Source organism: Trabulsiella odontotermitis (assembly GCF_001188485.1).
Classification (GTDB): Bacteria; Pseudomonadota; Gammaproteobacteria; order Enterobacterales; family Enterobacteriaceae; genus Trabulsiella; species Trabulsiella odontotermitis_A.
Genome location: NZ_JNGH01000060.1, coordinates 48,046 through 71,924 on the forward strand (window position 1 = coordinate 48,046; position 23,879 = coordinate 71,924).

The 23,879-nt window shown below is 54.7% G+C and carries 21 protein-coding genes, 1 tRNA gene and 3 pseudogenes; 8 read left to right on the plus strand and 17 right to left on the minus strand.

Translation table 11 applies throughout. The features are described 5' to 3' along the window. Window positions 1–173: 173 nt before the first annotated feature. The gene (locus GM30_RS04805) at window positions 174–1,271 is read left to right on the plus strand and encodes a porin (protein WP_049847706.1); all 1,098 of its coding nucleotides are present in this window, start codon (window positions 174–176) and stop codon (window positions 1,269–1,271) included. 55 nt (window positions 1,272–1,326) lie between these two features. Here the strand turns inward: GM30_RS04805 and crl are convergent, their stop codons facing one another. The 3 genes from crl to gpt all read right to left on the minus strand — a co-directional run bounded on the left by crl (window position 1,327) and on the right by gpt (window position 3,587). Next, window positions 1,327–1,728 carry a sigma factor-binding protein Crl gene (gene crl, locus GM30_RS04810; protein WP_049847707.1) on the minus strand — a complete coding sequence of 134 codons (402 nt, stop codon included), beginning with the start codon at window positions 1,726–1,728 and terminating at the stop codon, window positions 1,327–1,329. Between the two features lie 57 nt (window positions 1,729–1,785). Next, window positions 1,786–3,030 (minus strand): esterase FrsA, encoded by a 1,245-nt coding sequence (gene frsA, locus GM30_RS04815; RefSeq protein WP_049847708.1) that lies wholly within the window; start codon window positions 3,028–3,030, stop codon window positions 1,786–1,788. A 98-nt stretch (window positions 3,031–3,128) separates the two neighbouring features. Then, the gene (gpt, locus tag GM30_RS04820) at window positions 3,129–3,587 is read right to left on the minus strand and encodes a xanthine phosphoribosyltransferase (protein ID WP_038155455.1); all 459 of its coding nucleotides are present in this window, start codon (window positions 3,585–3,587) and stop codon (window positions 3,129–3,131) included. A gap of 238 nt (window positions 3,588–3,825) precedes the next feature. On the opposite strand from gpt, the pseudogene GM30_RS04825 reads away from it, so the two are divergent. Beyond that, window positions 3,826–5,209: pseudogene (locus tag GM30_RS04825) on the plus strand (M20/M25/M40 family metallo-hydrolase). Between the two features lie 60 nt (window positions 5,210–5,269). Here GM30_RS04825 and dinB read toward each other — a convergent pair. The 8 genes and pseudogenes from dinB to GM30_RS04865 form a co-directional block, all read right to left on the minus strand. After that, complete coding sequence (gene dinB, locus GM30_RS04830) at window positions 5,270–6,325, minus strand: DNA polymerase IV (protein WP_049847709.1); 1,056 nt, start codon at window positions 6,323–6,325, stop codon at window positions 5,270–5,272. Window positions 6,326–6,415: 90 nt separating this feature from the next. Then, window positions 6,416–6,631 (minus strand): (Na+)-NQR maturation NqrM, encoded by a 216-nt coding sequence (nqrM, locus tag GM30_RS04835; protein ID WP_049847731.1) that lies wholly within the window; start codon window positions 6,629–6,631, stop codon window positions 6,416–6,418. Window positions 6,632–6,633: 2 nt separating this feature from the next. Continuing rightward, window positions 6,634–7,823: pseudogene (gene nqrF / locus GM30_RS04840) on the minus strand (NADH:ubiquinone reductase (Na(+)-transporting) subunit F). Between the two features lie 12 nt (window positions 7,824–7,835). After that, a complete protein-coding gene (gene nqrE / locus GM30_RS04845) occupies window positions 7,836–8,432 on the minus strand; it encodes an NADH:ubiquinone reductase (Na(+)-transporting) subunit E (RefSeq protein ID WP_049847710.1) in 597 nt (198 codons plus the stop codon). A gap of 6 nt (window positions 8,433–8,438) precedes the next feature. Beyond that, a complete protein-coding gene (locus GM30_RS04850) occupies window positions 8,439–9,077 on the minus strand; it encodes an NADH:ubiquinone reductase (Na(+)-transporting) subunit D (RefSeq protein ID WP_049847711.1) in 639 nt (212 codons plus the stop codon). After that, window positions 9,070–9,864 carry a Na(+)-translocating NADH-quinone reductase subunit C gene (locus GM30_RS04855; protein WP_049847712.1) on the minus strand — a complete coding sequence of 265 codons (795 nt, stop codon included), beginning with the start codon at window positions 9,862–9,864 and terminating at the stop codon, window positions 9,070–9,072. Before GM30_RS04855 ends, GM30_RS04850 begins: the two co-directional genes overlap by 8 nt. Continuing rightward, a pseudogene (locus GM30_RS04860) lies at window positions 9,857–11,078 on the minus strand (NADH:ubiquinone reductase (Na(+)-transporting) subunit B). Before GM30_RS04860 ends, GM30_RS04855 begins: the two are co-directional and overlap by 8 nt. 3 nt (window positions 11,079–11,081) lie before the next feature. Then, window positions 11,082–12,425, minus strand: coding sequence for a Na(+)-translocating NADH-quinone reductase subunit A (locus GM30_RS04865; protein WP_049847732.1), 1,344 nt, complete (start codon window positions 12,423–12,425; stop codon window positions 11,082–11,084). Window positions 12,426–12,840: 415 nt separating this feature from the next. On the opposite strand from GM30_RS04865, the gene dpaA reads away from it, so the two are divergent. Beyond that, a complete protein-coding gene (gene dpaA, locus GM30_RS04870; RefSeq protein ID WP_049847713.1) occupies window positions 12,841–13,581 on the plus strand; it encodes a peptidoglycan meso-diaminopimelic acid protein amidase in 741 nt (246 codons plus the stop codon). Here the strand turns inward: dpaA and GM30_RS04875 are convergent. Further along, window positions 13,552–14,319: a class II glutamine amidotransferase gene (locus GM30_RS04875; RefSeq protein ID WP_049847714.1), complete on the minus strand. Its 768-nt coding sequence runs from the start codon at window positions 14,317–14,319 to the stop codon at window positions 13,552–13,554. The two genes, dpaA and GM30_RS04875, sit on opposite strands and share 30 nt — an antisense overlap. A gap of 44 nt (window positions 14,320–14,363) precedes the next feature. After that, complete coding sequence (lpcA, locus tag GM30_RS04880; RefSeq protein ID WP_049847715.1) at window positions 14,364–14,945, minus strand: D-sedoheptulose 7-phosphate isomerase; 582 nt, start codon at window positions 14,943–14,945, stop codon at window positions 14,364–14,366. Between the two features lie 240 nt (window positions 14,946–15,185). On the opposite strand from lpcA, the gene fadE reads away from it, so the two are divergent. Then, window positions 15,186–17,630 (plus strand): acyl-CoA dehydrogenase FadE, encoded by a 2,445-nt coding sequence (gene fadE, locus GM30_RS04885; protein WP_049847716.1) that lies wholly within the window; start codon window positions 15,186–15,188, stop codon window positions 17,628–17,630. A gap of 128 nt (window positions 17,631–17,758) precedes the next feature. Further along, window positions 17,759–18,532, plus strand: a complete 774-nt coding sequence (locus GM30_RS04890; protein WP_049847717.1) for an amidohydrolase — start codon at window positions 17,759–17,761, stop codon at window positions 18,530–18,532. 45 nt (window positions 18,533–18,577) lie between these two features. On the opposite strand, the gene GM30_RS04895 is transcribed toward GM30_RS04890, so the two are convergent. Next, window positions 18,578–18,654, minus strand: a tRNA-Asp gene (locus GM30_RS04895). Between the two features lie 133 nt (window positions 18,655–18,787). Further along, window positions 18,788–19,519: a DNA polymerase III subunit epsilon gene (gene dnaQ / locus GM30_RS04900; RefSeq protein ID WP_202864731.1), complete on the minus strand. Its 732-nt coding sequence runs from the start codon at window positions 19,517–19,519 to the stop codon at window positions 18,788–18,790. A 52-nt stretch (window positions 19,520–19,571) separates the two neighbouring features. Here dnaQ and rnhA point away from each other — a divergent pair, with 52 nt between their 5' ends. Then, window positions 19,572–20,036 (plus strand): ribonuclease HI, encoded by a 465-nt coding sequence (rnhA, locus tag GM30_RS04905; protein WP_049847719.1) that lies wholly within the window; start codon window positions 19,572–19,574, stop codon window positions 20,034–20,036. Here the strand turns inward: rnhA and GM30_RS04910 are convergent, their stop codons facing one another. Continuing rightward, a complete protein-coding gene (locus GM30_RS04910) occupies window positions 20,037–20,759 on the minus strand; it encodes a class I SAM-dependent methyltransferase (protein ID WP_049847720.1) in 723 nt (240 codons plus the stop codon). 33 nt (window positions 20,760–20,792) lie between these two features. Here GM30_RS04910 and gloB point away from each other — a divergent pair, with 33 nt between their 5' ends. Together gloB and mltD are read left to right on the plus strand one after the other, a co-directional pair. Further along, window positions 20,793–21,548: a hydroxyacylglutathione hydrolase gene (gene gloB, locus GM30_RS04915; RefSeq protein WP_049847721.1), complete on the plus strand. Its 756-nt coding sequence runs from the start codon at window positions 20,793–20,795 to the stop codon at window positions 21,546–21,548. A gap of 71 nt (window positions 21,549–21,619) precedes the next feature. Next, window positions 21,620–22,990, plus strand: a complete 1,371-nt coding sequence (gene mltD / locus GM30_RS04920; protein ID WP_049847722.1) for a murein transglycosylase D — start codon at window positions 21,620–21,622, stop codon at window positions 22,988–22,990. Window positions 22,991–23,041: 51 nt separating this feature from the next. Here the strand turns inward: mltD and GM30_RS04925 are convergent, their stop codons facing one another. Then, on the minus strand, window positions 23,042–23,812 hold the full coding sequence (locus tag GM30_RS04925) for a class I SAM-dependent methyltransferase (RefSeq protein WP_049847723.1): 771 nt from the start codon (window positions 23,810–23,812) through the stop codon (window positions 23,042–23,044). Window positions 23,813–23,879 lie beyond the last annotated feature (67 nt).

Sequence of the window (23,879 nt, forward strand, 5' to 3'; positions counted from 1 at the left end):
GCGTAACGGCAGCATTTGACAACTTTATGACGAAAACATGAAAACACAACTATTTAAAAGTATTCCGAAATTGTCATAAAACTTTCATTCCTGCGGGTTAAAAACCTCTCTGATTTTCACGGGGCTTGTTCCCCTCACGACTATTAGCGCGTTTTTTAAACTCGGGATTGAAAATGAAAAAAAGCACACTGGCATTAATGATAGTAGGCGCGATGGCTTCTCTTTCAGCTCAGGCTGCAGAAGTCTATAACAAAGACGGCAACAAGCTGGATCTGTACGGTCGTGTGAAAGCTGAGCACTACATCAGCGATAACGATGCTGTTGACGGTGACCAGTCTTATGCGCGTCTGGGCTTTAAAGGCGCCACCCAGATTAACGATCTGCTGCAGGGTTACGGTCAGTGGGAATACCAGATCGCGGCGAACAAAGTGGAAGGCGATGCCAATACCACCAAAACCCGTCTGGCGTTTGCCGGTCTGAAAGCCGGTGATTACGGTTCATTTGACTATGGCCGTAACTACGGCGTCCTGTATACCGTCGCCGCGTATACCGATATGATCCCAGAATTCGGTGATGACTCTTTTGTTAAAACCGACAACTTCATGACCGGTCGTGGCAACGGTATGGCGACCTACCGTAACAATAACTTCTTCGGTCTGGTTGATGGCCTGAAGCTGGCTCTGCAATATCAGGGCAAAAACGAGAATGACGGTCGCGCCGCCAGCAAAGCAAACGGCGATGGTTTCGGTACGGCGCTGAGCTATGACTTCGGTGACACGGGCCTGACGCTGGGTGCAGCCTACGCGAACTCTGACCGTACGAAGGCGCAGGAAGGCCAGAGTTTTGGTCATGGTTCCAATGCTGAAGCCTGGACCACTGGTCTGAAGTATGATGCGAACAGCGTTTACCTGGCGGCTATTTATGCGGAAACCCGCAACATGACGCCGGTTTCTGGCACGGCTTCTATTGGCGGTGTTGATACTTCCGTTAGCGGTTTCGCGAATAAAAACCAGGCGTTTGAAGTCGTGGCGCAATATCAGTTCGATTTCGGTCTGCGCCCGTCCGTGGGTTATGTCCAGTCTAAAGGCAAGGATATTGAAGGCGTAGGCGATGCCGATCTGGTGAAATATATCGACGTGGCTGCCACTTACTACTTCAATAAGAATATGTCTGCCTTCGTGGATTATAAAATTAACCAGCTGGACGACGACAACAAACTCGGTCTGAACACCGACGACGTGGTGGCGATGGGTCTGGTTTACCAGTTCTAATCGGCTAACCTCTGAAATAAATAAGGCGCTTCAGATGAAGCGCCTTATTTTATTCTCATGCCGTCAGTCTGACCGCTTCTTCGTTAAAGTCATCCGCCGGTTCTAAGCGCAATGACAGTTTGGTCAGCAGCTCCGCCACACGAACGTGGAAGTCGCTGCGCGTTTTTTCAAGTCGTTCCGCCACTTCACTGTCGTTGATATCGGTGGCCTGCCAGTTTCCGTCTTTGTCAAAAAGTCCGAACTGGTAGCGGTAGGTGAAACGCTTTTCCTGCGCTTCCATTATCATCCACCAGCCCCAGAATTCTCGCTTTTCCGGTGCCGGTTTAACATTTACACAAACAGCAAGGCAATCGAAAAAGAAGTGGTTGTCTTTACACTGTTCTTCGCGAATATAGGGGCCAAGCGCAGCGAAATTCTTAATCAGTTTACTCTTCGGGTGTCCACTCGGTAACGTCATTGCGATCTCCTTTAGTGATGCAACTGTTTTACCAAATCGATAAAATTTAGCAAACTATTAACCAAATTGTTTGTTAATCCATTTGGCAATTTCTTTCAGTCCATTGTCAAAATTACGATACAACGGGTTGAAAGGAATATGCAGCATTTTGCCTTGCGCGGATGACGAGGTGATTAACCGGGATTCCTCTTCCGGGCTGAATGGATCGTTTTGCCAGTAGCCGGACAGCACCGGCGTCGGGCAACGGCGGCCCAGCAATCCCTGGGTTTTTAGCGAGTAGCGGTTCAGCTCCACACGCAGCGCTTCGTCGGATGCATCATGCATGCCCAGGCGCGACGCCAGCACATCGAGATACATCTCCGGCACGCTGCCCTGACGCTGCGAGTCCACCAGCAGGCCGTGCACCACCGGGCCAAGGCAGGCCACGGCTTTCAGCCGCGGTGATTCGAGATAGGCCAGCCGCACGGCGACGTTGGCGCCAAAGCGGAAACCAAACGCCGCCACGCGGGTATGGTCAATCCAGGGGATGTTGGGCAGCGCTTTCAGCGCGTGCTGGTGCAGGAGGCTGGAGTCCTGGCTGAGTTTCCATTTCGACGAGAAACCGATGGACGGCATGTCCAGCGTCAGCATTGCGATTCCCAGTGGCGCCAGATAATTCTCAAAAAGGGTGTAATAATCGCTTTGCAGCGAATCCAGCCCTCCGCACATCAGCACCGTCGGGAACGGTCCCTCGCCTTTCGGCATATGCAGAAAGCCGGTCACCGGGGCGCCGCCGGGGATGGCGAATTCCAGCTCGCGCATTTCACCAGGCAAACGCTGCGACGCCTCTTCATAAGCGCGGTTAGCCAGCGCCTGCGCCTGATCCGCCAGATCGTCGCCTTTCAGATGCGGATACGCCGCGATGCTGTAAAGATTGGACGCATGCAGCCAGTAACGACCGCAACGTTCAGGATCCGTTTCCTGCATCGCTTTTTGCTGCCAGAGCATCGCCTGCTTTGACCACTCGAAAATCCAGTTGCCCCCGCGATAGCCCACCACCGTGTCGTACAGTTCGGGATCGGTACGCTCGGCATCGCTCATGACAATGCGCGACTGGACGTCGAGGATCTCCTGCGGCGAGATGCCACGCCAGATCCACATCAGGCGGTTCATCATCCGGTACCAGTGCGGCACGTTTTTACCGTCCAGGGCGGACTGGACAGCGGGTTGTGTCCCCTGGTTAAAACGACGAACCAGCGTGGACGTTTCCGGATGTTTGAAGCGGGGTTTAAACAAGGTTTCGCTGAGGTTAGCCTCTGACATCGCGCAGCCTCCATGAGAACGATACTGTCTCTATTGTAACGCGTCAGGCGCCAAAAAGAACAACGCCCGGTCAAACCGGGCGCTGGAGAAGGAGAGGATTAACGGCCTGAGATTGGCGGTACGAAAACCACACCCATGTCCCACGGCTGTTCAATCCAGGTGTCCTGCGGGATATCAATCACATAATCATCCACCAGCGGGCGACCAGCCGGTTTTGCGAAAATGGTGACGAAATGCGCTTTTGGATACATTTCGCGAATAGCGACCGCTGTACCGCCGGTATCCACCAGATCGTCGATCACAATGAAACCTTCGCCATCGCCTTCTGCACGTTTCACCACGGTCAGCTCGCGCTGGTTGTCATGGTCATAGCTGGAAATGCAAACGGTATCAACATAGCGAATGCCCAATTCACGCGCCAGCAGCGCACCCGGTACCAGACCACCACGGCTAACGGCAATGATGCCTTTCCATTGCTCAGCTGGCAGCAAACGGCTGGCCAGTTTACGGGCGTGGATCTGCAACATGTCCCAGGTGACGACGTATTTTTCGCTCATGATATAAGAAGTCCCAGCCTGTATATTTACGGCTTAATAAGTGTTCGAGGGGGAAAAGGTTGCGCGAGATTATAGAGATCTGACGCACTAAAAACCAGTGTTAAGCGGAACACGAGTGCCTTTTTAGCCGGTTTGTTCTACCAGAACAGGAAGAAAGTGGTATTCTCACCCCTGTATCGCACTATGCTAACCCTTTACCTGCAAGCGACTTTTGCAGTAAGCCGTAAGGAGACTTACCGTGTCTGAATTGTCTCAATTATCCCCGCAACCGCTGTGGGATATTTTTGCCAAAATTTGTTCCATTCCGCACCCGTCCTATCACGAAGAAAAACTGGCCGAACACATCATGGGCTGGGCGAAGGAAAAAGGCCTGCACGCTGAACGCGATCAGGTTGGCAATATTCTGATTCGCAAAGGCGCCACCGCCGGGATGGAAAATCGCAAGCCGGTGGTTCTGCAGGCGCACCTCGACATGGTCCCGCAGAAAAACAACGACACCGTGCATGATTTCACCAAAGATCCGATTCAGCCGTACATCGATGGCGAGTGGGTCAAAGCGCGCGGCACTACGCTCGGCGCGGACAACGGCATCGGTATGGCTTCCGCGCTGGCGGTGCTGGCAGACGATTCCGTTCAGCACGGGCCGCTGGAAGTGCTGCTGACCATGACGGAAGAAGCCGGTATGGACGGCGCGTTTGGTCTTCAGGCGAACTGGCTGCAGGCCGATATCCTGATCAACACCGACTCCGAAGAAGAAGGCGAAATCTACATGGGTTGCGCCGGTGGGATCGACTTCACCTCGAACCTGCCGCTGACCCGTGAAGCGGTGCCGGCGGGCTTCCAGAGCTTCAAACTGACCCTGAAAGGGCTGAAAGGCGGGCACTCCGGCGGTGAAATCCACGTCGGTCTGGGTAATGCCAACAAGCTGCTGGCGCGCTTCCTGGCCGGCATTCGCGACGGTCGCGGTGGCGGCAGATAAAGTCGATGCACTGAAAGCGCTGGTCAGTAAATATCAGGAGATCCTGAAAAACGAACTGGCAGCAAAAGAGAAGAATTTGGTCGTGCTGCTGGACGCGGCCAGCAATGATAAAGCCGCGCTGACCGCCCAATCCCGCGACGGATTTATTCGCCTGCTGAATGCCACCCCGAACGGCGTGATCCGCAATTCTGACGTTGCGAAAGGCGTGGTGGAAACCTCCCTGAACGTCGGGGTTGTCACCATGACCGACGACAATGTGCAGATCCACTGCCTGGTGCGTTCCCTCATCGACAGCGGCAAAGACTATGTGGTCAGCATGCTGGATTCCCTGGGCAAACTGGCGGGTGCGAAAACCGAAGCTAAAGGCGCGTACCCAGGCTGGCAGCCGGATGCCAATTCCCCGGTTATGCATCTGGTGCGTGAAACCTACCAGCGTCTGTTCAACAAGACGCCGAACATTCAGATCATTCACGCCGGTCTGGAATGCGGTCTGTTCAAAAAACCGTATCCGGATATGGACATGGTTTCCATCGGGCCAACCATCACCGGTCCACATTCCCCGGATGAACAGGTACATATCGAAAGCGTGGGCCAGTACTGGACGCTGCTGACGGAACTGCTGAAAGCGATTCCGGCGAAGTAAGTTTTGCCGCATTAAGCGTGGCGCTGCCTGTTTTGTCGGGTGGCGCTTCGCTTACCCGACCTACAATCCCAGCACCAACTGCCGCTCGATTTGCGGATCCAACAACGTCACGTGTAACCCCACCAGCCGTACACCGCGCCCTGCCCGCCTGTCATGCCAGGTTTTATAGGCCGTGGCGATGAGATCGTCTTTGTTCAGCTGCGGCCAGACGTGTTCCTGGGTGGTGAGCTGGAAATCGTTAAACTTGAGTTTGACGCCCTGACGCGCGATCAGCAGATCCGGTTTCACCTTCGCCAGACGCCGCTCCAGCTCAGGATAGAGGTGTTCAATAATCGCTTCACAATCTGACCAGTCATGAATATCTTCCGCCAGCGTACGTTCAACGCCGACTGATTTCCGCAACCGTTCATTATTCACGCTACGTTCGTCGATGCCCTGGCTGCGTTCCCACAGCACCCGGCCAAATTTCCCGAACCGTTTTAATAACCCGGCAAGATCACTTTTCTGTACGTCCTCACAGGTGCGCAGCCCCATGCTTTCCAGCTTTGCGGCGGAGACTTTGCCGACACCGGGGATTTTCCCGAGCGGCAGCGTGCGCAGAAACTCAGGCACGTCCGCCGGGGTAATCACATACTGGCCGTCGGGTTTATTGAGATCGGAGGCGATCTTGGCGAGAAACTTTACCGGCGCGATGCCCGCCGAGGCGGTCAGTTGCAGCTCGTTGAAGATGGTCTGGCGGATCTCCTGCGCCATCAGCGTTGCCGATCCATGACAGTGGACGCTGTCGGTCACATCCAGATAGGCCTCATCGAGGGACAGCGGCTCAATCAGCGAGGTGTAACGGGAGAATATTTCACGGATGTGCAGCGAGGCTTCTTTATACGCTTCGCCGCGGCCCGGCAGCAGCGTGAGGTGCGGGCAGAGTTTGAGCGCCATCGCCGTTGGCATGGCACTGCGCACGCCGTATTTCCGCGCCGGATAATTTGCGGTACTGATAACGCCTCTGCGCTCCCGGCTGCCGCCAATGGCAATCGGGATATCACGCAGCGCTGGATTGTCTCGCATCTCGACCGCAGCGAAAAAGCAGTCCATATCGACATGGATTATTTTGCGCATAGTTAGCCCTCACTCACTACTGGATAAGTATACAGCAAAATAATCGATAAAGAGAAGCGGAGAACCCTCTCCCGACGGGAGAGGGAAAAATCAGAGGATGCGGTTGTTCTGGCGCTGCGCGTCCCGCGCCATGCGTTTTTTCCGCGCGTCGCACGGTTCAGGGCAGTCGCAGACCTTCTCAAGACCGAGCGACGAAATGCCGCCGCAACTGCCCTGAATGCTTTTACGCTTGATCAGATACCCCAGCGACAGCGCCAGGAAAACCAGCGCAAAGATGGCGAACGTGGACAGAAAAACGACAATCATCATCAGCCTCCGAAATCATCCAGCAGGATATTTTCATCTTCCACGCCGAGATCCTTCAGCATTTTGATAACCGCCGCGTTCATTACCGGCGGCCCGCACATGTAGAATTCACAATCCTCAGGCGCCGGGTGATCACGCAAATAGTTTTCATATAACACGTTATGAATAAAGCCGGTGTAGCCCGTCCAGTTATCTTCCGGCTGCGCATCTGACAGCGCGACGTGGAAGGTAAAGTTCGGGTTTTCACGCGCCAGTTGTTCAAACTCGTCGTCATAGAACATTTCACGCAGGGAACGCGCCCCGTACCAGAAGCTGATCTTACGCTTGCTGTTCAGGCGTTTGAGTTGATCAAAGATGTGCGAACGCATCGGCGCCATCCCGGCACCACCGCCGATGAACACCATTTCCGCGTCAGTCTCTTTGGCAAAGAACTCGCCAAATGGCCCGGAAATCGTCACTTTATCGCCCGGCTTCAGCGACCAGATGTAGGAAGACATGATCCCCGGCGGCACGTCTGGCAACGACGGTGGCGGCGTGGCGATACGCACATTGAGCATAATGATGCCCTTCTCGTCCGGGTAGTTCGCCATCGAGTAAGCGCGCAGCGTCGGCTCTTTAACCTCAGAGACATAGCGGAACAGGTTGAATCTATCCCAGTCGCCGCGGTATTCCGCCGGGACGTCAAAATCGGCATACGCCACGGTGTGCGCCGGGCACTCAATCTGAATATAGCCGCCCGCGCGGAACGGCACGCTTTCACCCTGCGGAATCGCCAGCTTCAGCTCTTTGATAAACGTGGCTTTGTTATCGTTGGAAATAACTTCGCATTCCCACTTCTTCACGCCAAACACGTCTTCCGGCAGCTCGATTTTCATGTCCTGCTTTACCGCCACCTGGCACGCAAGACGGCAACCTGCTTTGGCTTCGCGTTTGGTGATGTGCGACAGTTCCGTTGGCAGGATATCGCCGCCGCCCGCTTTCACCGTTACCCGGCACTGACCGCAGGAGCCACCNCCGACAGCGTGTTCAGCAGCTTGTCGCCCGCCGGGGTGCGGATCTGCTTATCCACGTCATCGTTGATTTCAATCAGTACATCGCCGGCGTTCACCAGCTTCGATTTGGCAAATAGGATCAGCACCGACAGCGCCAGTACGATCGCCGTAAACATGCCTACGCCAAGTAAGATTTCCATATAATCCCGCCCTTACAGCTGCACACCGGAGAAGGACATAAAGCCCAGCGCCATCAAACCGGTGGTAATGAAGGTGATCCCAAGGCCGCGCAGACCGGCCGGCACGTTGGCGTATTTCATCTTTTCGCGAATACCGGCCATGGCGACGATCGCCAGCAGCCAGCCAATGCCGGAACCGAAACCGTAAACGACAGATTCACTAAAGTTATAATCACGCTGCACCATAAACGAGACGCCGCCAAAGATGGCGCAGTTAACGGTGATAAGCGGCAGGAAAATCCCCAGCGCGTTATAGAGGGCCGGGAAGTATTTATCGAGGATCATCTCAAGGATCTGCACCAGCGCGGCAATCACCCCAATAAAGGTGATGAAGTTGAGGAAGCTGAGATCCACGCCGTCTACCAGCGCGCCATCGCGCAGCACCAGGTTGTAGACCAGGTTATTCACCGGCACGGAAATTCCCAGCACCACGGTGACCGCCACGCCCAGACCAAAAGCGGTGGAAACCTTTTTCGACACCGCCAGGAACGTACACATGCCGAGGAAGAACGCCAGCGCCATGTTTTCGACAAACACCGCGCGTACAAACAGACTGATGTAATGAGCCATGATCGGTTACTCCTTCTCCTGCTGTTCCGGCTTCCACGTACGCAGCGCCCAGATCAGCAGACCGATAATGAAAAACGCGCTCGGTGCCAGAAGGAACAGGCCATTCGGCAGATACCAGCCGCCGTTCTGCACCGTATCCAGCACCGTGATGCCAAACAGCTTGCCGCTGCCAATCAGCTCACGCAGGAAACCGACAATCAGCAGGATCGCGCCATAGCCCAGACCGTTGCCGATCCCGTCCATAAAACTCGCCAGCGGCGGCGACTTCATGGCGTAGGCTTCCGCGCGACCCATCACGATGCAGTTGGTGATGATCAGCCCGACAAAAACTGAGAGCTGTTTCGACACTTCATACGCGAAGGCGCGCAGCAGCTGATCCACGACAATCACCAGCGACGCGATGATCGCCATCTGGACGATGATGCGCACGCTGTTGGGAATATGATGACGGATCATGGAGATAAACATGCTGGAAAACGCCGTCACCAGCGTTACCGCAATGGTCATCACGAACGCGGTTTCCAGTTTGGTGGTCACGGCCAGCGCCGAACAGACGCCCAGCACCTGTAACGCGATCGGGTTGTTGGCGATAAACGGCCCCACCAGCACCCGTTTCACTTCTTTCATATCACCGAGTTCAGCCATTGTTCAGCCCTCCATCACGAACCTGCTTCAGGAAGGGGCCAAAACCGAGTGAGCCCATCCAGAAATCAAAACTGTGCTGCACGCCATTGGACGTCAGCGTGGCACCGGACAGGCCGTCCACCGCGTACTCATCGCCCTGACGCGCGCTGCCTTTCACCACTTTCAGCGCCGGCATGCCGTTGTCATCCACCACTTTTTTACCGATAAACTGCGCGCGCCAGTTGGGGTTTTCGATTTCGCCCCCCAGCCCCGGCGTTTCGCCCTGATCGTAATACGTGATGCCTTTCACCGTGCGTCCGTCGGTATCCAGCGCGACAAAGGCGTACATCATTGACCACAGCCCATTGCCGTATACCGGCAGGACGATCTCCTGCACCTGCTGTTGTTCATCGCGCACCAGATAAATTTCAACAATGTTGCTGCGGCGTTTGATACCGGCCAGATCCTGGCTGGCGTCGAGCGTGATGCTCTGTTCGGCATCCTTCAGCGCCTGCGCCTGGTTAAACGACGCGGGATCTTTCTCCAGCAAAGTGCCGGTTTTTAGATCCACCAGACGCGGCGTAATGCGGGTGGCAAAGATGTTCGCGACGTCGTCAGCGCTCATGCCCGGCTGCATCAGCCCGGCAACCGACAGAATATTGCGCTGCTTATCCAGCGCACGCTGCGTCTGCTGGCGTTCCTTCAGGCCAACGGCAGAACCCGCCACCACGATGGAGCACACCAGGCAAAGCACCAGTACCACCAGCAAAGTTTTACCGATGCTGTCGTTACTTTTATTCTCAGCCACGCGACTTCCTCCGCTTAATGTTGGCCTGCACCACCAGATAATCGAACAGTGGCGCAAAAAGATTGGCGAACAAGATAGCCAGCATCATCCCTTCCGGGTAGGCCGGGTTTACCACACGGATCAGCACGCACATCACGCCGATCAACGCGCCATAGCACCATTTCCCTTTGTCAGTAAACGAGGCTGACACCGGGTCGGTCGCCATAAACATCATGCCGAAGGCAAAACCGCCCAGCACCAGATGCCAGTACCACGGCATGGCGAACATCGGATTGCTGTCGGAGCCGACAAGGTTAAACAGCGTGGCGGTGGCGATCATACCGAGCATCACGCCCGNCCACGCGACCAAAGATGATGATGCCGCCGCCGATGAGGATCATCAGCGTAGAAACTTCGCCAATCGAGCCGGGAATATTGCCAAGGAACGCGTCCATCCAGCTGACCGGCTGGCCGCTAACAACGTTGACCAGCGCTTCACCGCCGTGGCTCGCCCACTGGGAAAGCGGCGTGGCACCGGAGAAACCGTCCGCTGCCGTCCACACCAGATCGCCGGAGATTTGCGCCGGATACGCAAAGAAGAGGAACGCCCGCCCGGCCAGCGCCGGGTTGAGGAAGTTACGTCCCGTGCCGCCGAAAATCTCTTTGGCTATCACCACGCCGAACGAAATACCGAGCGCGGCCTGCCACAGCGGCAGCGTGGGCGGCACGATAAGCGCAAACAGAATAGAGGTGACGAAGAAACCTTCGTTGATTTCATGTTTACGGATAATCGCAAACAGCACTTCCCAGAAGCCACCGACAATAAAGACGGTAAGGTAAATCGGCAGGAAGAAGACCGCACCGAGGCCCATCATGCTCAGCCAGCCCGCATCGGCGCTGAAACTGACGCCAAGCCACTGCGCCAGGCTGTAGTGCCAGTTGCTGGCAATAATCTGCGGTAGCTGTTCCGCGCCGTACATGTTATTAAGCGCCGGAATCGTCTGCAGCCCGACGTTGTACATGCCCCAGAACATGGCCGGGAACACCGCAAACCAGACCAGAATCATCATGCGTTTCAGATCGATGGCGTCACGAACGTGGGAGGCTCCCTTCGTCACCTGACCTGGCGTGTAGAAAATGGTCGCCGCCGCTTCATACAACGGATAATACTTTTGCAGTTTGCCGCCGTGGGTAAAGTGCGGCTCAATTTTTTCCAGAAGCTGTTTTAAGCCCATCACTTATCCTTCCTGCTCAATGCGGGTTAATACCTCACGCAGCACCGGCCCGTACTCATATTTTGCCGGGCAGACATAGGTACACAGCGCCAGATCTTCTTCATCCAGTTCGAGACAGCCCAAAGACTGGGCGCTGTCGGTATCGCCGGACAGCAGATCGCGCAGCAGCATGGTCGGCAGAATATCCAGCGGCATCACGCGCTCATAGTTGCCAATCGGTACCATGGCGCGTTCGCCGCCGTGCGTATCGGTAGAAAAATTAAATAACTTGTGCCTGAGGAAATGGCCCAGCGTGGTGCGGGTGACCGAATGTTTATCTCTCCCCGGCATCATCCAGCCGAAAAGCGCTTTGTCGCGCCCTTCTCTCACCACGCTCACCTGCAGGTGAAAACGCCCAAGGAAAGCGCGCGGCCCGACGGCGTGGGTACCGCTCAATACTGACCCAGAAATCACCCGGTTTTCACCGTCCTGCAGTTCTCCCGCCAGCAGATCATCAAGACTGGCGCCCAGGAATGTGCGCACCAGCCGCGGATTTTTCACCTGCGGCCCGCCAATAGCGATAATACGTTCGCTCCACAGTTCGCCTTCGGTGAACAGTTTGCCAACAGCAATGACGTCCTGATAGTTAAGGTGCCAGACCTGCTTCGTCAGGCTGACCGGCTCAAGGAAATGGATATGCGTGCCCACCAGACCGGCAGGGTGCGGGCCGGTGAATTCGTTAAACTTGACCTGCCCGGCGGGATGACCGCCAAGCTTGCCGCCGCTCGCCTGACAAACATGGACAGTACCTTTTGTCAGGTGCGTCAGTACCGTCAGGCCTGCGTTGAAAGCCTCACGGTACGCAAAAATGACAGGCTGCGGATCGGCGGCCAGCGGATTGGTGTCCATGGCGTTGACGAAAATCGCTGCGGGCACCGTGCCTGGCACGGGGGTTTTGCTGAAAGGACGGGTGCGAAGCGCCGTCCAGAGGCCAGAAGCCAGTAACTGTTCCTGCACCTGTTCCGGGTTCAGCGTCGCCAGCTCACTCACCGGGAAACGGGGGTATTCGATCGCCTCATCACCTTCTACGTCGATCACTACCGATTGCAGGACACGACGCTCGCCGCGATGAATGGCGCTGACCACGCCGCTGACCGGCGCGGTAAACCGCACGCCCGGGTTCTTTTTATCTTCAAAAAGCAGTTGCCCTTTTTTGACCCGTTCGCCTTCCTGAACGGCCATCGACGGTCGCATACCGACGTACTCTTCTCCGAGTAGCGCTACCTGTTTTACCGTCGCTCCCTCGGAAATCTGCTGTTGTGGCATGCCAGCTATGGGCAAATTTAGCCCTTTTGTGATTTTAATCATATGGTTAGCAGGTATCCGTAAACGAAACATCAGCATTGAGCTGAAACCAGCGTATTGATAAATGAAACTTAAGAAAGGCACTCAGGGCGCTGGCGTTTTTCCTGGCCAGCTGGGGATGGGTATCGCGTCCTTTCCGGTTCCGTCAAATGACGCCAGGAGTTTATCATTTTCTGTCGGAAACGCTCATTAATTCAGCCTGCGGCAGCTTTTTTTTGAGAACTATTGCTCAAAGTTCTGACTGCTGCGCGCCGATATTTGCGGTATAAAGAGAGGCGAAAGTGTAAACAGCGTAATCCGGGCTTGCGAAAAACTACGGTGATGCTAATGTGAGCGCACTAACTTCCAGATTAGTCTGATTTCGGGTTTCTTTTGCCGTCCTGGCATGTCGTTTAGGTTTTATCAAGGAACAAGTTGTATGCGCAAAATCGCATTATTTATTGCGATGCTTCTGATTCCGTGCGTCTCGTTCGCGGGGCTGCTGAGCAGCAACCATGGCGCAACGCCGGTCAGTAAAGAATTTAAGCAGCAGTTGATGGGGTCGCCGGTTTATATCCAGATCTTCAAAGAAGAGCGTACTCTCGATCTCTTCGTGAAAATGGGCGAGTCTTATCAGCTCCTCGATAGCTACAAAATCTGTAACTATTCCGGTGGCCTGGGCCCGAAACAGCGTCAGGGCGATTACAAAAGCCCGGAAGGGTTTTACAACGTCAGCCGCAGCCAGCTCAAACCCGACAGCCGCTTCTATAAAGCCATCAATATCGGTTTCCCGAACGCCTATGACCGCGCACACGGATATGAAGGTAAATACCTGATGATCCACGGTGCCTGCGTGTCCATTGGCTGTTACGCCATGACCAACTCCGGCATCGATGAGATTTTCCAGTTCGTCACCGGCGCGCTGGTGTTTGGCCAGTCAAGCGTACAGGTCAGCATCTACCCGTTCCGCATGACCGACGCGAATATGGAGCGCCACAAGTATTCTTACTACAAAGATTTCTGGGCGCAACTAAAGCCGGGGTATGACTATTTCGAGCAAACCCACAAGCCGCCAATGGTGTCAGTGGTAGATGGCCGTTATGTGGTCAGCAAACCGCTGAGCAGCGACGTCGTCCAGCCGCAGCTGGCGTCAAACTACTCGCTCCCCAAGGCAAAATAACGCCCACTCGCCTGGCATAACTTTGTGCCAGGTTTCATTGGTGGTCAGCGGTTGTGTCGCGATGACCGTCACCACATCGTTCGGTGTGGTTTCGGTCTGAAAATCAATTTCCACGTCCTGATCGAGCAGCTTCGCGACGCCAAACGGCGCACGGCGGGTGATCCAGAACAAATTGGTAGAACAGAACGCCATCACGTAACGCCCGTCCGACAACAGCATATTAAAGACGCCTTTCTTACGCATCTCTTCAGCAAGCACCGCAATGTAGCGAAACACGCCCGTCATGTTTCCCGGCGTGCGCGGGTAACGCTGCGTCAGCTTATACAGCATCCAGCAAAACGCTTTTTCACTGTCGGTGTCTCCTACCGGACGGAAATTGCCGGTTTCCAGCGATTTGTACCCGGTCAGCTGCCCATTATGAGCGTAGGTCCAGTTACGGCCCCATAGCTCACGGGTGAACGGATGGGTGTTTTCCAGCGAGACCATACCGCGATTCGCCTGGCGGATATGGGCAATGACGGAGCGGGATTTGATGGGATACTCCTGAACCAGTCGGGCGATCGGTGACTGAAAGCTGGGTTCAGGATCTTTAAATGTGCGACAGCCTTTGCCTTCGTAGAACGTAATGCCCCAGCCGTCTTTATGCGGCCCGGTTCCGCCCCCACGCTGGACAAGCCCGGTAAAACTAAAGCAAATATCGGTTGGCACATTCGCGCTCATCCCGAGCAGTTCGCACATACATCACCTCATAACGCGTTAACGGGGGTCGCCCCCCGACATCATTACGCTTTCACCATCTCTTTTTCGATCAGCATAATCAGGATGTGGATCACCTTAATATGGATCTCCTGAATACGATCTGCATAGCCAAAATGTGGCACACGAATTTCAACATCCGCATTACCGGCCATTTTGCCGCCGTCTTTGCCGGTGAGGGTGATCACTTTCATGCCCTTCGCGCGCGCCGCCTCAATGGCTTTGATCACGTTGCCGGAATTACCTGAAGTGGAGATCCCCAGCAGCACGTCGCCTTCACGACCGACTGCTTCAACATAACGGGAAAAGACATAGTCGTAGCCGAAATCGTTGCTGACGCAGGAAAGGTGGCTGACGTCAGAAATCGCGATCCCAGGATAGCCTGGACGGTTTTCACGATACCGACCGGTCAGCTCTTCCGCGAAATGCATTGCATCGCAGTGTGAACCACCGTTACCGCAGGAGAGCACTTTGCCACCGGCTTTGAAGCTGTCCGCCAGCAGAACGGCAGCACGCTGGATTGCGTGGATATTAGCTTCATCTTTCAAGAAGTTAGCCAGAGTGTCTGCTGCTTCGTTCAGTTCGTTACGAATAAGATCCTGGTACATGAGGATAATCCTTCAGCATTGATTGATAAGACACGTTGCAGTGTACCGGATAGCGCCAGTAGCGAGAAGCTAAAGCCAGCGTTAAAACCGCTGCTTTTGATTTTCCGTGCCGCAATGCGCGATGACAATGTGAGCCAGGTTGTAATTATTTTGTAAACACATTGCTAAAACAAATCGCATCCACTAAAACGATAACATCACAAGTGGTCAGACCTCCTACAAGCAAGGGAGCTTTTCGTTATGATGATTTTGAGTATTGTTGCAACCCTCGTGTTACTCGGCGCGCTCTTCTACCACCGGGTAAACCTGCTGCTGAGCAGCGTGGTATTGCTGGCCTGGACTGCGGCGCTGAGCCTTGCCGGGCTGTGGAATATCTGGCTGCTGGTGCCGCTGGCCATTATTCTGCTGCCGTTTAACGTGCCCGCGATGCGTAAATCGATGATTTCCGCGCCGGTGTTCCGCACCTTCCGCAAAGTGATGCCGCCGATGTCGCGGACGGAAAAAGAGGCGATTGACGCCGGTACGACCTGGTGGGAAGGCGATCTGTTCCGCGGCAACCCTGACTGGAAAAAACTGCATAACTATCCGCAGCCGCGTCTGACGGAAGAAGAGCAGGCGTTCATTGACGGCCCGGTTGAAGAAGCCTGCCGCATGGCGAACGACTTCCAGATCACCCATGAAATGGCCGATCTGCCGCCGGAACTGTGGGCGTTTCTGAAAGAGCACCGCTTCTTTGCGATGATCATCAAAAAAGAGTACGGCGGTCTGGAATTCTCTGCCTACGCGCAGTCCCGCGTGTTGCAGAAACTGTCCGGTGTTTCCGGGATCCTGGCGATCACCGTTGGCGTGCCTAACTCCTTAGGCCCGGGCGAACTGCTGCAGCATTACGGTACTGACGAACAGAAAAATCATTATCTGCCGCGTCTGGCGCGTGGACAGGAGATCCCCTGCTTTGCGCTGACCAGCCCGGAAGCGGGTTCTGATGCAGGCGCGATCCCGGATACCGGCGTGGTCTGCATGGGCGACTGGCAGGGCGAACAGGTGCTCGGCATGCGCCTCACCTGGAACAAACGCTATATTACGCTGGCACCTATCGCGACCGTGCTCGGTCTGGCCTTTAAACTCTCCGATCCGGATAAACTGCTGGGCGGCGAAGAAGAGCTGGGCATTACCTGTGCGCTGATCCCCACCAGCACACCGGGCGTGGAAATTGGCCGTCGTCACTTCCCGCTTAATGTGCCATTCCAGAACGGTCCGACCCACGGGAAAGACATCTTCGTGCCGATCGATTACATCATTGGCGGCCCGAAAATGGCCGGCCAGGGCTGGAGAATGCTGGTTGAGTGTTTATCTGTTGGCCGTGGCATCACCCTGCCGTCGAACGCCACTGGCGGTCTGAAATCAGTTGCGATGGCAACCGGGGCGTATGCCCATATTCGTCGCCAGTTCAAAATCGCTATCGGTAAAATGGAAGGGATTGAAGAGCCGCTGGCGCGTATTGCCGGGAACGCTTACGTGATGGACGCGGCTGCGTCGCTGATCACCTACGGCATTATGCTCGGTGAAAAACCGGCGGTGCTGTCTGCGATTGTGAAATATCACTGTACCCATCGTGGTCAGCAATCCATCATTGATGCGATGGATATTACCGGCGGTAAAGGCATCATGCTCGGCGAAGGCAACTTCCTTGCCCGCCATTATCAGGGTGCGCCGATCGCCATTACCGTTGAAGGGGCAAACATCCTCACCCGTAGCATGATGATCTTTGGTCAGGGGGCGATCCGCTGCCATCCGTACGTACTGGATGAAATGGCGGCTGCACAGACAAACGACGTGGATGCTTTCGATAAACTGCTGTTCAAACACATCGGTCATGTCGGTAGCAATAAAGTGCGCAGCTTCTGGCTGGGCCTGACCCGCGGCCTGACCAGCAGCACGCCGACGAGCGATGCCACCAAACGCTACTATCAGCACCTGAACCGTTTGAGTGCCAACCTGGCGCTGTTGTCCGATGTTTCTATGGCGGTACTGGGCGGCAGCCTGAAACGTCGTGAGCGGATCTCTGCCCGTCTGGGCGACGTGCTGAGCCAGCTCTATCTGGCCTCCGCGGTACTGAAACGCTATGACGATGAAGGCCGCAACGCAGCCGATCTGCCGCTGGTACACTGGGGCGTTCAGGATGCGCTGCATCAGGCGGAGCAGGCAATTGACGACCTGTTGCGCAATTTCCCGAACCGTTTTGTCGCCGGTGCGTTGAGCTTTGTGATCTTCCCGACCGGTCGTCATTACACGGCGCCGTCCGACGCGCTGGATCATAAAGTGGCGAAAATCCTGCAACTGCCGAGCGCGACCCGCTCCCGCATTGGTCGCGGTCAGTACCTGACCCCGAGCGAACATAACCCGGTGGGTCTGCTGGAACAGGCGCTGCTTGACGTGATGGCCGCCGATCCGATTCACCAGCGCATCTGTAAAGAGATCGGGAAAAACCTGCCGTTTACCCGTCTGGATGAACTGGCCAGAAACGCGCTGGCGAAGGGCTTAATTAATCAGGATGAAGCGGAGATCCTCACCAAAGCGGAAGTCAGCCGTCTGCGCAGTATTAATGTGGACGACTTTGAGCCTGACGCGCTGGCGACACAGCCGGTAAAGCCGGTAGCGCCGTTACGCAAGACTGAAGCGGCCTGATTATTCTACAAAGTCAAAAACGGAGCCTGTGAGCTCCGTTTTTTTTACGATAAATTTCGGCTACACACACAAAGCAAATATGGTGATACAGTGACGATCACGCATCTTCAATTCAGGAGGTCACGACAGTGTCTGGCTTGAAAATTACGTTAATGCAGCAGCCATTGGTCTGGATGGACGGCCCTGCAAACCTGCGCCACTTTGATCTCCAACTGGAAGGGCTTGTCGGACGGGATCTGATCGTCCTGCCGGAAATGTTTACCACGGGGTTTGCCATGGAAGCGGCGCAACAGTCGCTGCCTCAGGACGAAGTAGTCGCGTGGATGCATGCCAAAGCGCAGCAAACGCAGGCGCTGGTGGCCGGGAGCGCGGCACTCCAGACGGATCGCGGCGCGGTGAACCGCTTCCTGCTGGTCGAGCCGGATGGCAACGTGCATTTTTATGATAAACGCCACCTGTTTCGTATGGCGGATGAGCATCATTATTACGAGGCAGGAAACGAACGCGTGGTGTTTGAATGGCGCGGCTGGCGCATTTTGCCGCTGGTGTGTTATGACCTGCGCTTTCCGGTGTGGTCCCGCAATCGTGATGATTACGATCTGGCGCTGTATGTGGCGAACTGGCCGGCGCCGCGTTCGCTGCACTGGCAGTCGCTACTCATCGCCCGGGCGATAGAAAATCAGGCGTATGTGGCAGGCTGCAACCGTGTCGGTACTGACGGCAACGGGCATCATTACCGTGGCGACAGCCGAATCATCAGCCCGCAGGGTGAAATTCTCGCTTCTGCCGAAGCACATCAGGCGACGCGCATTGACGCGGATTTGTCGCTGGAGTTGTTACAGGAATACAGAACGAAGTTTCCGGCCTGGCAGGATGCGGATCCGTTTACGCTGGGGAGCTAAAACGACGAAGGCCTGAATCATTGCTGATTCAGGCCTTCTGAATAGTGGCGGAACGGACGGGACTCGAACCCGCGACCCCCTGCGTGACAGGCAGGTATTCTAACCGACTGAACTACCGCTCCGCGTTGTTGTTCCGTTGGGAACGAGGCGCATATTACGGATTCCCCTCACCTCCGTCAACGCTTTTTCTGGCATTTTGAATCGTTTGCTGCAAATTTCACCCACACGGCATTTTTCGCATGACTCACGGCAAATTCAGGCGCGCCAGAGGCAGCTTCCCCCTTTTTTCTGTACCAGATCAAGCCGCGATTCATGCGCCACCAGCTCCTCATCGCTGGCAAAAACGACGCGTAGTTTACTGGCTTCACGGACAACGCGCTGAATTCCCACTTCACCAGCTTGCTGCTGCGATTCTCCGTCAACAGCGAACGTCATGGACGTTTGCCCGCCGGTCATCGTCAGATAAACGTCGGCAAGGATCTGGGCATCGAGCAATGCCCCGTGCAGCGTACGCTTGGTGTTGTCTATTTCGTAGCGAGAGCAAAGCGCATCGAGGCTGTTCCTTTTGCCCGGGAACATGCGTCTTGCCAGCGCCAGGCTGTCGGTGACTTTACAGAAAGTGTCCGTTTTAGGAATGCCGCGATTGAGTTTCGCGAATTCATAATCCATAAAGCCGATATCAAACGAGGCGTTATGAATGACGAGTTCCGCGCCGCGGATATATTCCATAAACTCATCGGCGACGTCGGCGAATGTGGGCTTGTCCAGCAGGAATTCGTCGGCGATGCCATGCACCATAAATGCTTCCGGGTCCACCAGCCGGTCCGGCTTCAGGTAGACGTGGAAGTTGTTGCCCGTCAGGCGACGGTTGATCACCTCAACAGCACCGATTTCAATGATCTTATGCCCTTCATAGTGGGCGCCGATCTGATTCATACCGGTGGTTTCAGTATCGAGGACGATCTGTCGTGTAATTGCAGTGCTCATCACGGTCATTTATGTCAGACTTGTCGTTTTAATCACAGGAAGTCTACCAGAGATGCTTAAACAGGTAGAAATTTTCACCGATGGTTCTTGCCTCGGCAACCCAGGGCCGGGTGGCTATGGTGCCATTTTACGCTATCGCCAGCACGAAAAAACCTTTAGCGCTGGTTACCATCTTACCACCAATAACCGCATGGAACTGATGGCGGCGATTGTCGCGCTCGAAGCCCTGAAAGAACATTGCGAGATCGTGCTGAGCACCGACAGCCAGTACGTTCGCCAGGGGATCACCCAGTGGATCCATAACTGGAAAAAACGCGGCTGGAAAACGGCTGATAAAAAACCGGTCAAGAATGTCGATCTCTGGCAGCGCCTGGATGCCGCCTTGAGCCAGCACCAGATCCGCTGGGAATGGGTTAAAGGCCACGCCGGGCACCCGGAAAACGAACGCTGCGATGAGCTGGCGCGGGCTGCCGCCTGCAACCCCGCTTTTGACGATATCGGCTACCAGCCCGAATAATCATTCATACGGTTTGCGGTATTGCCGGGTCGCCCCGACTGCCGGTCTCAGCTGCGTTTTCGCTTTGCTTTGCCGCATCGGATTTAAGGTCAACGGAATAGTGCGTTTACGGGCGACAATCAGTTGCAGGCATCCCAGCGCAGGAATATGGGTGCTGAGAAGTCTCCCGCCCTGCCGGGTCCAGGGCAAAACCTGAAAACGGCCGTAGTGGAGTACTTCAAAATTCAGCAGCGCCAGCCAGTCCAGCTGGCGCATCATAGTAAACATTCGGCTGTTGTAGGGCGTGCTTTTGCGTAATACCGGCACCAGTTTACGCATGCCCATCAGGCTGACCGGGTTAAAGCCGCTCAGAATGAGCCAGCCATCGTCGATCAGGACACGATCGACTTCGCGTAACAGACGATGGGGATCCTGACACCAGGGCATGGTGTGCGCCAGCATACAGGCATCAACCGATTTTTCAGCAAACGGCAGCCACAGCGGATCGGCTTTAACCTGCATCGGTTCGCCCTGCAACGACACGTTGACCTGATGCGAAATCGCGCAGGCTTCCGTGTTGATTTCCGCGCTGAGATTGCCAATCTTAAGCAGGTGAAATCCGTACAATTTGGCCAGCCAGGGTTTAAGCTGATATTCCAGCGCCTCGCGATAGTATTCCCCCCACGGCATTTCTGACCAGTGGATGGGCGCGTCTACTGTTTGAGGTATCCTTGCCGGTTTCATTACAACCTTCCGCTACGCTTTGTGAGGTAATTTATGAATCTTATCAGTATTCCTGCCTTTCAGGACAATTACATCTGGGTTCTGAGTGACGATAACGGCCATTGCCTGATCGTCGATCCTGGCGAAGCCGCGCCGGTACTCGCCGCGATAAAAGAAAACCAATGGCAGCCCGAAGCGATTCTTCTGACGCATCATCACCATGACCACGTTGGTGGCGTGAAAGAACTTCGCCAGCATTTTCCGGATGTAGTGGTGTATGGCCCTGCGGAAACACAAGATAAGGGTACAACGAAAGTTGTAGAGGAAGGCGATGAGGTGGCTATTTTGGGCCGCAAATTTAGGGTAATTTCTACTCCAGGTCACACTTTAGGACATATCTGTTTCTTCAGCGATCCTTATCTTTTCTGCGGCGACACGCTGTTCTCAGGCGGATGTGGTCGTCTTTTCGAAGGTACGCCAGCACAGATGTATCAGTCGTTCCAGAAGATAAACGCACTTCCGGCGGATACGCTCGTTTGTTGCGCACACGAGTATACTTTAACAAATATGAAGTTTGCCTTAAGCATTCTTCCCCATGATCCGGCGATAAATGATTATTACCTTAAAGTTAAGGAGTTACGTGCAAAAAATCAAAAAACACTGCCCGTAATTCTGAAAAATGAACGGCAAACAAATATTTTTTTACGTACGGATGATATTGATTTAATTAATGAAATATCCAAAGAAACAAAATTGCAACAACCTGAAGAGCGATTCGCCTGGTTACGGGTAAAGAAAGACAACTTCTGAAAATTCCGGGTTGCCTTTTAAAAACTTCGCCGTTATGATTGCTCGTCTTTTAAGCAACTATTGACACACACATGAAGGCAAAAGCGATATTACTCGCCTCTGTCCTGCTGGTGGGGTGCCAGGCGTCTAAGCACGACGGTACCGTTCAACAGCACGCACAGAGCCTTTCTGCAGCTGGTCAAGGGGAAGCAGGAAAGTTCATAAGTCAGGCGCGATGGATGGACGATGGAACATTCTACGCACAGAATCAGGACTTGTGGGCTTTCATAGGCGACGAGCTAAAGATGGGAATTCCGGAAAACAACCGGATTCGCGAACAAAAACAAAAGTATTTACGTAACAAGAGCTATCTCCACGATGTAACTTTACGGGCAGAGCCGTATATGTACTGGATAGCAGGGCAAGTTAAGAAACGTAACATGCCCATGGAGCTGGTACTACTACCCATAGTGGAGAGCGCTTTTGACCCGCATGCAACGTCTGGCGCCAATGCCGCAGGCATCTGGCAGATCATTCCGAGCACCGGGCGCAATTATGGATTAAAACAGACCCGCAGTTATGACGCGCGTCGTGATGTGGTTGCCTCTACCACTGCAGCACTCGACATGATGCAACGTCTTAACAAAATGTTTGATGGCGACTGGTTGTTAACCGTTGCCGCTTACAATAGCGGTGAGGGTCGTGTGATGAAGGCGATGAAAGCGAACAAAGCGCGTGGCAAACCCACCGACTTCTGGTCACTCTCATCACTCCCTCAGGAGACCCGGATATACGTGCCAAAAATGCTGGCATTGAGCGACATCCTCAAGAACAGCAAACGTTATGGCGTTCAGTTACCAACCGCCGATGAAAGCCGTGCACTCGCACGCGTTCGTCTGGATAACCCGGTTGATCTGAAGCAGGTAGCGGATATGGCCGGTATCTCTGTGACCAAGCTGAAAGCATTTAACGCTGGCGTAAAGGGGTCGACCCTCGGCGCAGCAGGACCTAAGTATGTGATGGTGCCAAAGAAACACGCGAGCCAACTGCGTGAATCTCTGGCTTCAGGCGAGATTGCCGCAGTCCAGCCTACGCTGGTTGCAGACAACACACCGCTGACTAGTCGCAGCTATAAGGTTCGCTCAGGCGATACGCTTTCCGGCATTGCCTCACGCCTCGGCGTATCGGCAAAAGATCTGCAGCAGTGGAACAATCTGCGTGGATCAAGCCTGAAAGTGGGACAGAGCCTGACAGTAGGTGCTGGTAGCAGTGCACAGCGTCTCGCCCGCAACAGCGATAGCATTACCTATCGCGTACGTAAGGGTGATTCACTGTCGAGCATCGCGAAACGTCATGGTGTGAACATTCGTGACGTGGTCCGCTGGAATGGCGGTACCGATAGCCTGCAACCCGGCGATCAGCTGACGCTGTACGTTAAGAACAGCGCCACACCAGAATCCTGATAACAGCATAAACTGTAAAAGGCACCGCTTCCCCGGTGCCTTTTGTTTTTTCTATTCCGCTTTACAGGCTTCCAGCATCACGATGTCGCTGGTAAACGAGCCCTCATCCTGCAACGCGAAATACGCCTTCACCTCTGTCGATGCGCTGTCCTGATACAGTCGAATGGCCTCACACAGCGCCTGCGGCGTCCGCATGCGCGCGACCCATGAAGAAAATTCGAGCGGTAATTTATCTGTGGTTAAGGTACGCGTGATAAGCCCGGCCTCGTTGACCAGCGCCAGCCATTCGCCGCTGGAATAGTTTCGCACATGCGAAGTGTCACGCAACGCTTCAACGGTCTGCAGCCAGATGTCGCGGACAGGGTGCCCGGGCGACATCACATCCATCATAATAAACACGCCGCCGGGTCTGAGCACCCGCTTCACTTCACGCAGCGCCTGGCCCACATCGTGCCAGTGGTGGGCGGAATAACGGCTGATGACCACATCAAAAGTGGCATCGGCAAACGGCAATGTCTCCGCATATCCCTGCTGCGTACGCAAGTTGCGTAATCCTTTTTCCTGCGCCGCGTTTTCGACAACATCCAGCATCTGGCGGGATAAATCATACGCAGTGACGCCTGCTACACAGCCTGCGGCCACAAAGCTGGCATGCCCTGCTCCGCATCCCATATCCAGCAGTTGCGCCTGAGGGAGCACAGAGAGCCGCTCAGCCAGACGCTGGAGATCGCGGCCAGAGGCATGCACCGCACTGGTTAAATAGGCCTGAGCCTGTGAGCCAAACTGTTTTTCGACGTTGTCGTGATGAGAACCTGTAGTCATTGTGCTGTCCTTTGATGATTGAAAAGAAAGGGCAGCACTGAGGGATCAGGTCTGCCCCACGGCAGAC

Bases quoted from the DNA above. Each gene is read 5' to 3' on its own strand.
- GM30_RS04805 (WP_049847706.1), top strand. From the start codon at position 174: ATGAAAAAAAGCACACTGGCATTAATGATAGTAGGCGCGATGGCTTCT.
- crl (WP_049847707.1), bottom strand. From the start codon at position 1,728: ATGACGTTACCGAGTGGACACCCGAAGAGTAAACTGATTAAGAATTTC.
- frsA (WP_049847708.1), bottom strand. From the start codon at position 3,030: ATGTCAGAGGCTAACCTCAGCGAAACCTTGTTTAAACCCCGCTTCAAA.
- gpt (WP_038155455.1), bottom strand. From the start codon at position 3,587: ATGAGCGAAAAATACGTCGTCACCTGGGACATGTTGCAGATCCACGCC.
- dinB (WP_049847709.1), bottom strand. From the start codon at position 6,325: ATGCGCAAAATAATCCATGTCGATATGGACTGCTTTTTCGCTGCGGTC.
- nqrM (WP_049847731.1), bottom strand. From the start codon at position 6,631: ATGATTGTCGTTTTTCTGTCCACGTTCGCCATCTTTGCGCTGGTTTTC.
- nqrE (WP_049847710.1), bottom strand. From the start codon at position 8,432: ATGGCTCATTACATCAGTCTGTTTGTACGCGCGGTGTTTGTCGAAAAC.
- GM30_RS04850 (WP_049847711.1), bottom strand. From the start codon at position 9,077: ATGGCTGAACTCGGTGATATGAAAGAAGTGAAACGGGTGCTGGTGGGG.
- GM30_RS04865 (WP_049847732.1), bottom strand. From the start codon at position 12,425: ATGATTAAAATCACAAAAGGGCTAAATTTGCCCATAGCTGGCATGCCA.
- dpaA (WP_049847713.1), top strand. From the start codon at position 12,841: ATGCGCAAAATCGCATTATTTATTGCGATGCTTCTGATTCCGTGCGTC.
- GM30_RS04875 (WP_049847714.1), bottom strand. From the start codon at position 14,319: ATGTGCGAACTGCTCGGGATGAGCGCGAATGTGCCAACCGATATTTGC.
- lpcA (WP_049847715.1), bottom strand. From the start codon at position 14,945: ATGTACCAGGATCTTATTCGTAACGAACTGAACGAAGCAGCAGACACT.
- fadE (WP_049847716.1), top strand. From the start codon at position 15,186: ATGATGATTTTGAGTATTGTTGCAACCCTCGTGTTACTCGGCGCGCTC.
- dnaQ (WP_202864731.1), bottom strand. From the start codon at position 19,519: ATGAGCACTGCAATTACACGACAGATCGTCCTCGATACTGAAACCACC.
- rnhA (WP_049847719.1), top strand. From the start codon at position 19,572: ATGCTTAAACAGGTAGAAATTTTCACCGATGGTTCTTGCCTCGGCAAC.
- GM30_RS04910 (WP_049847720.1), bottom strand. From the start codon at position 20,759: ATGAAACCGGCAAGGATACCTCAAACAGTAGACGCGCCCATCCACTGG.
- gloB (WP_049847721.1), top strand. From the start codon at position 20,793: ATGAATCTTATCAGTATTCCTGCCTTTCAGGACAATTACATCTGGGTT.
- mltD (WP_049847722.1), top strand. From the start codon at position 21,620: ATGAAGGCAAAAGCGATATTACTCGCCTCTGTCCTGCTGGTGGGGTGC.
- GM30_RS04925 (WP_049847723.1), bottom strand. From the start codon at position 23,812: ATGACTACAGGTTCTCATCACGACAACGTCGAAAAACAGTTTGGCTCA.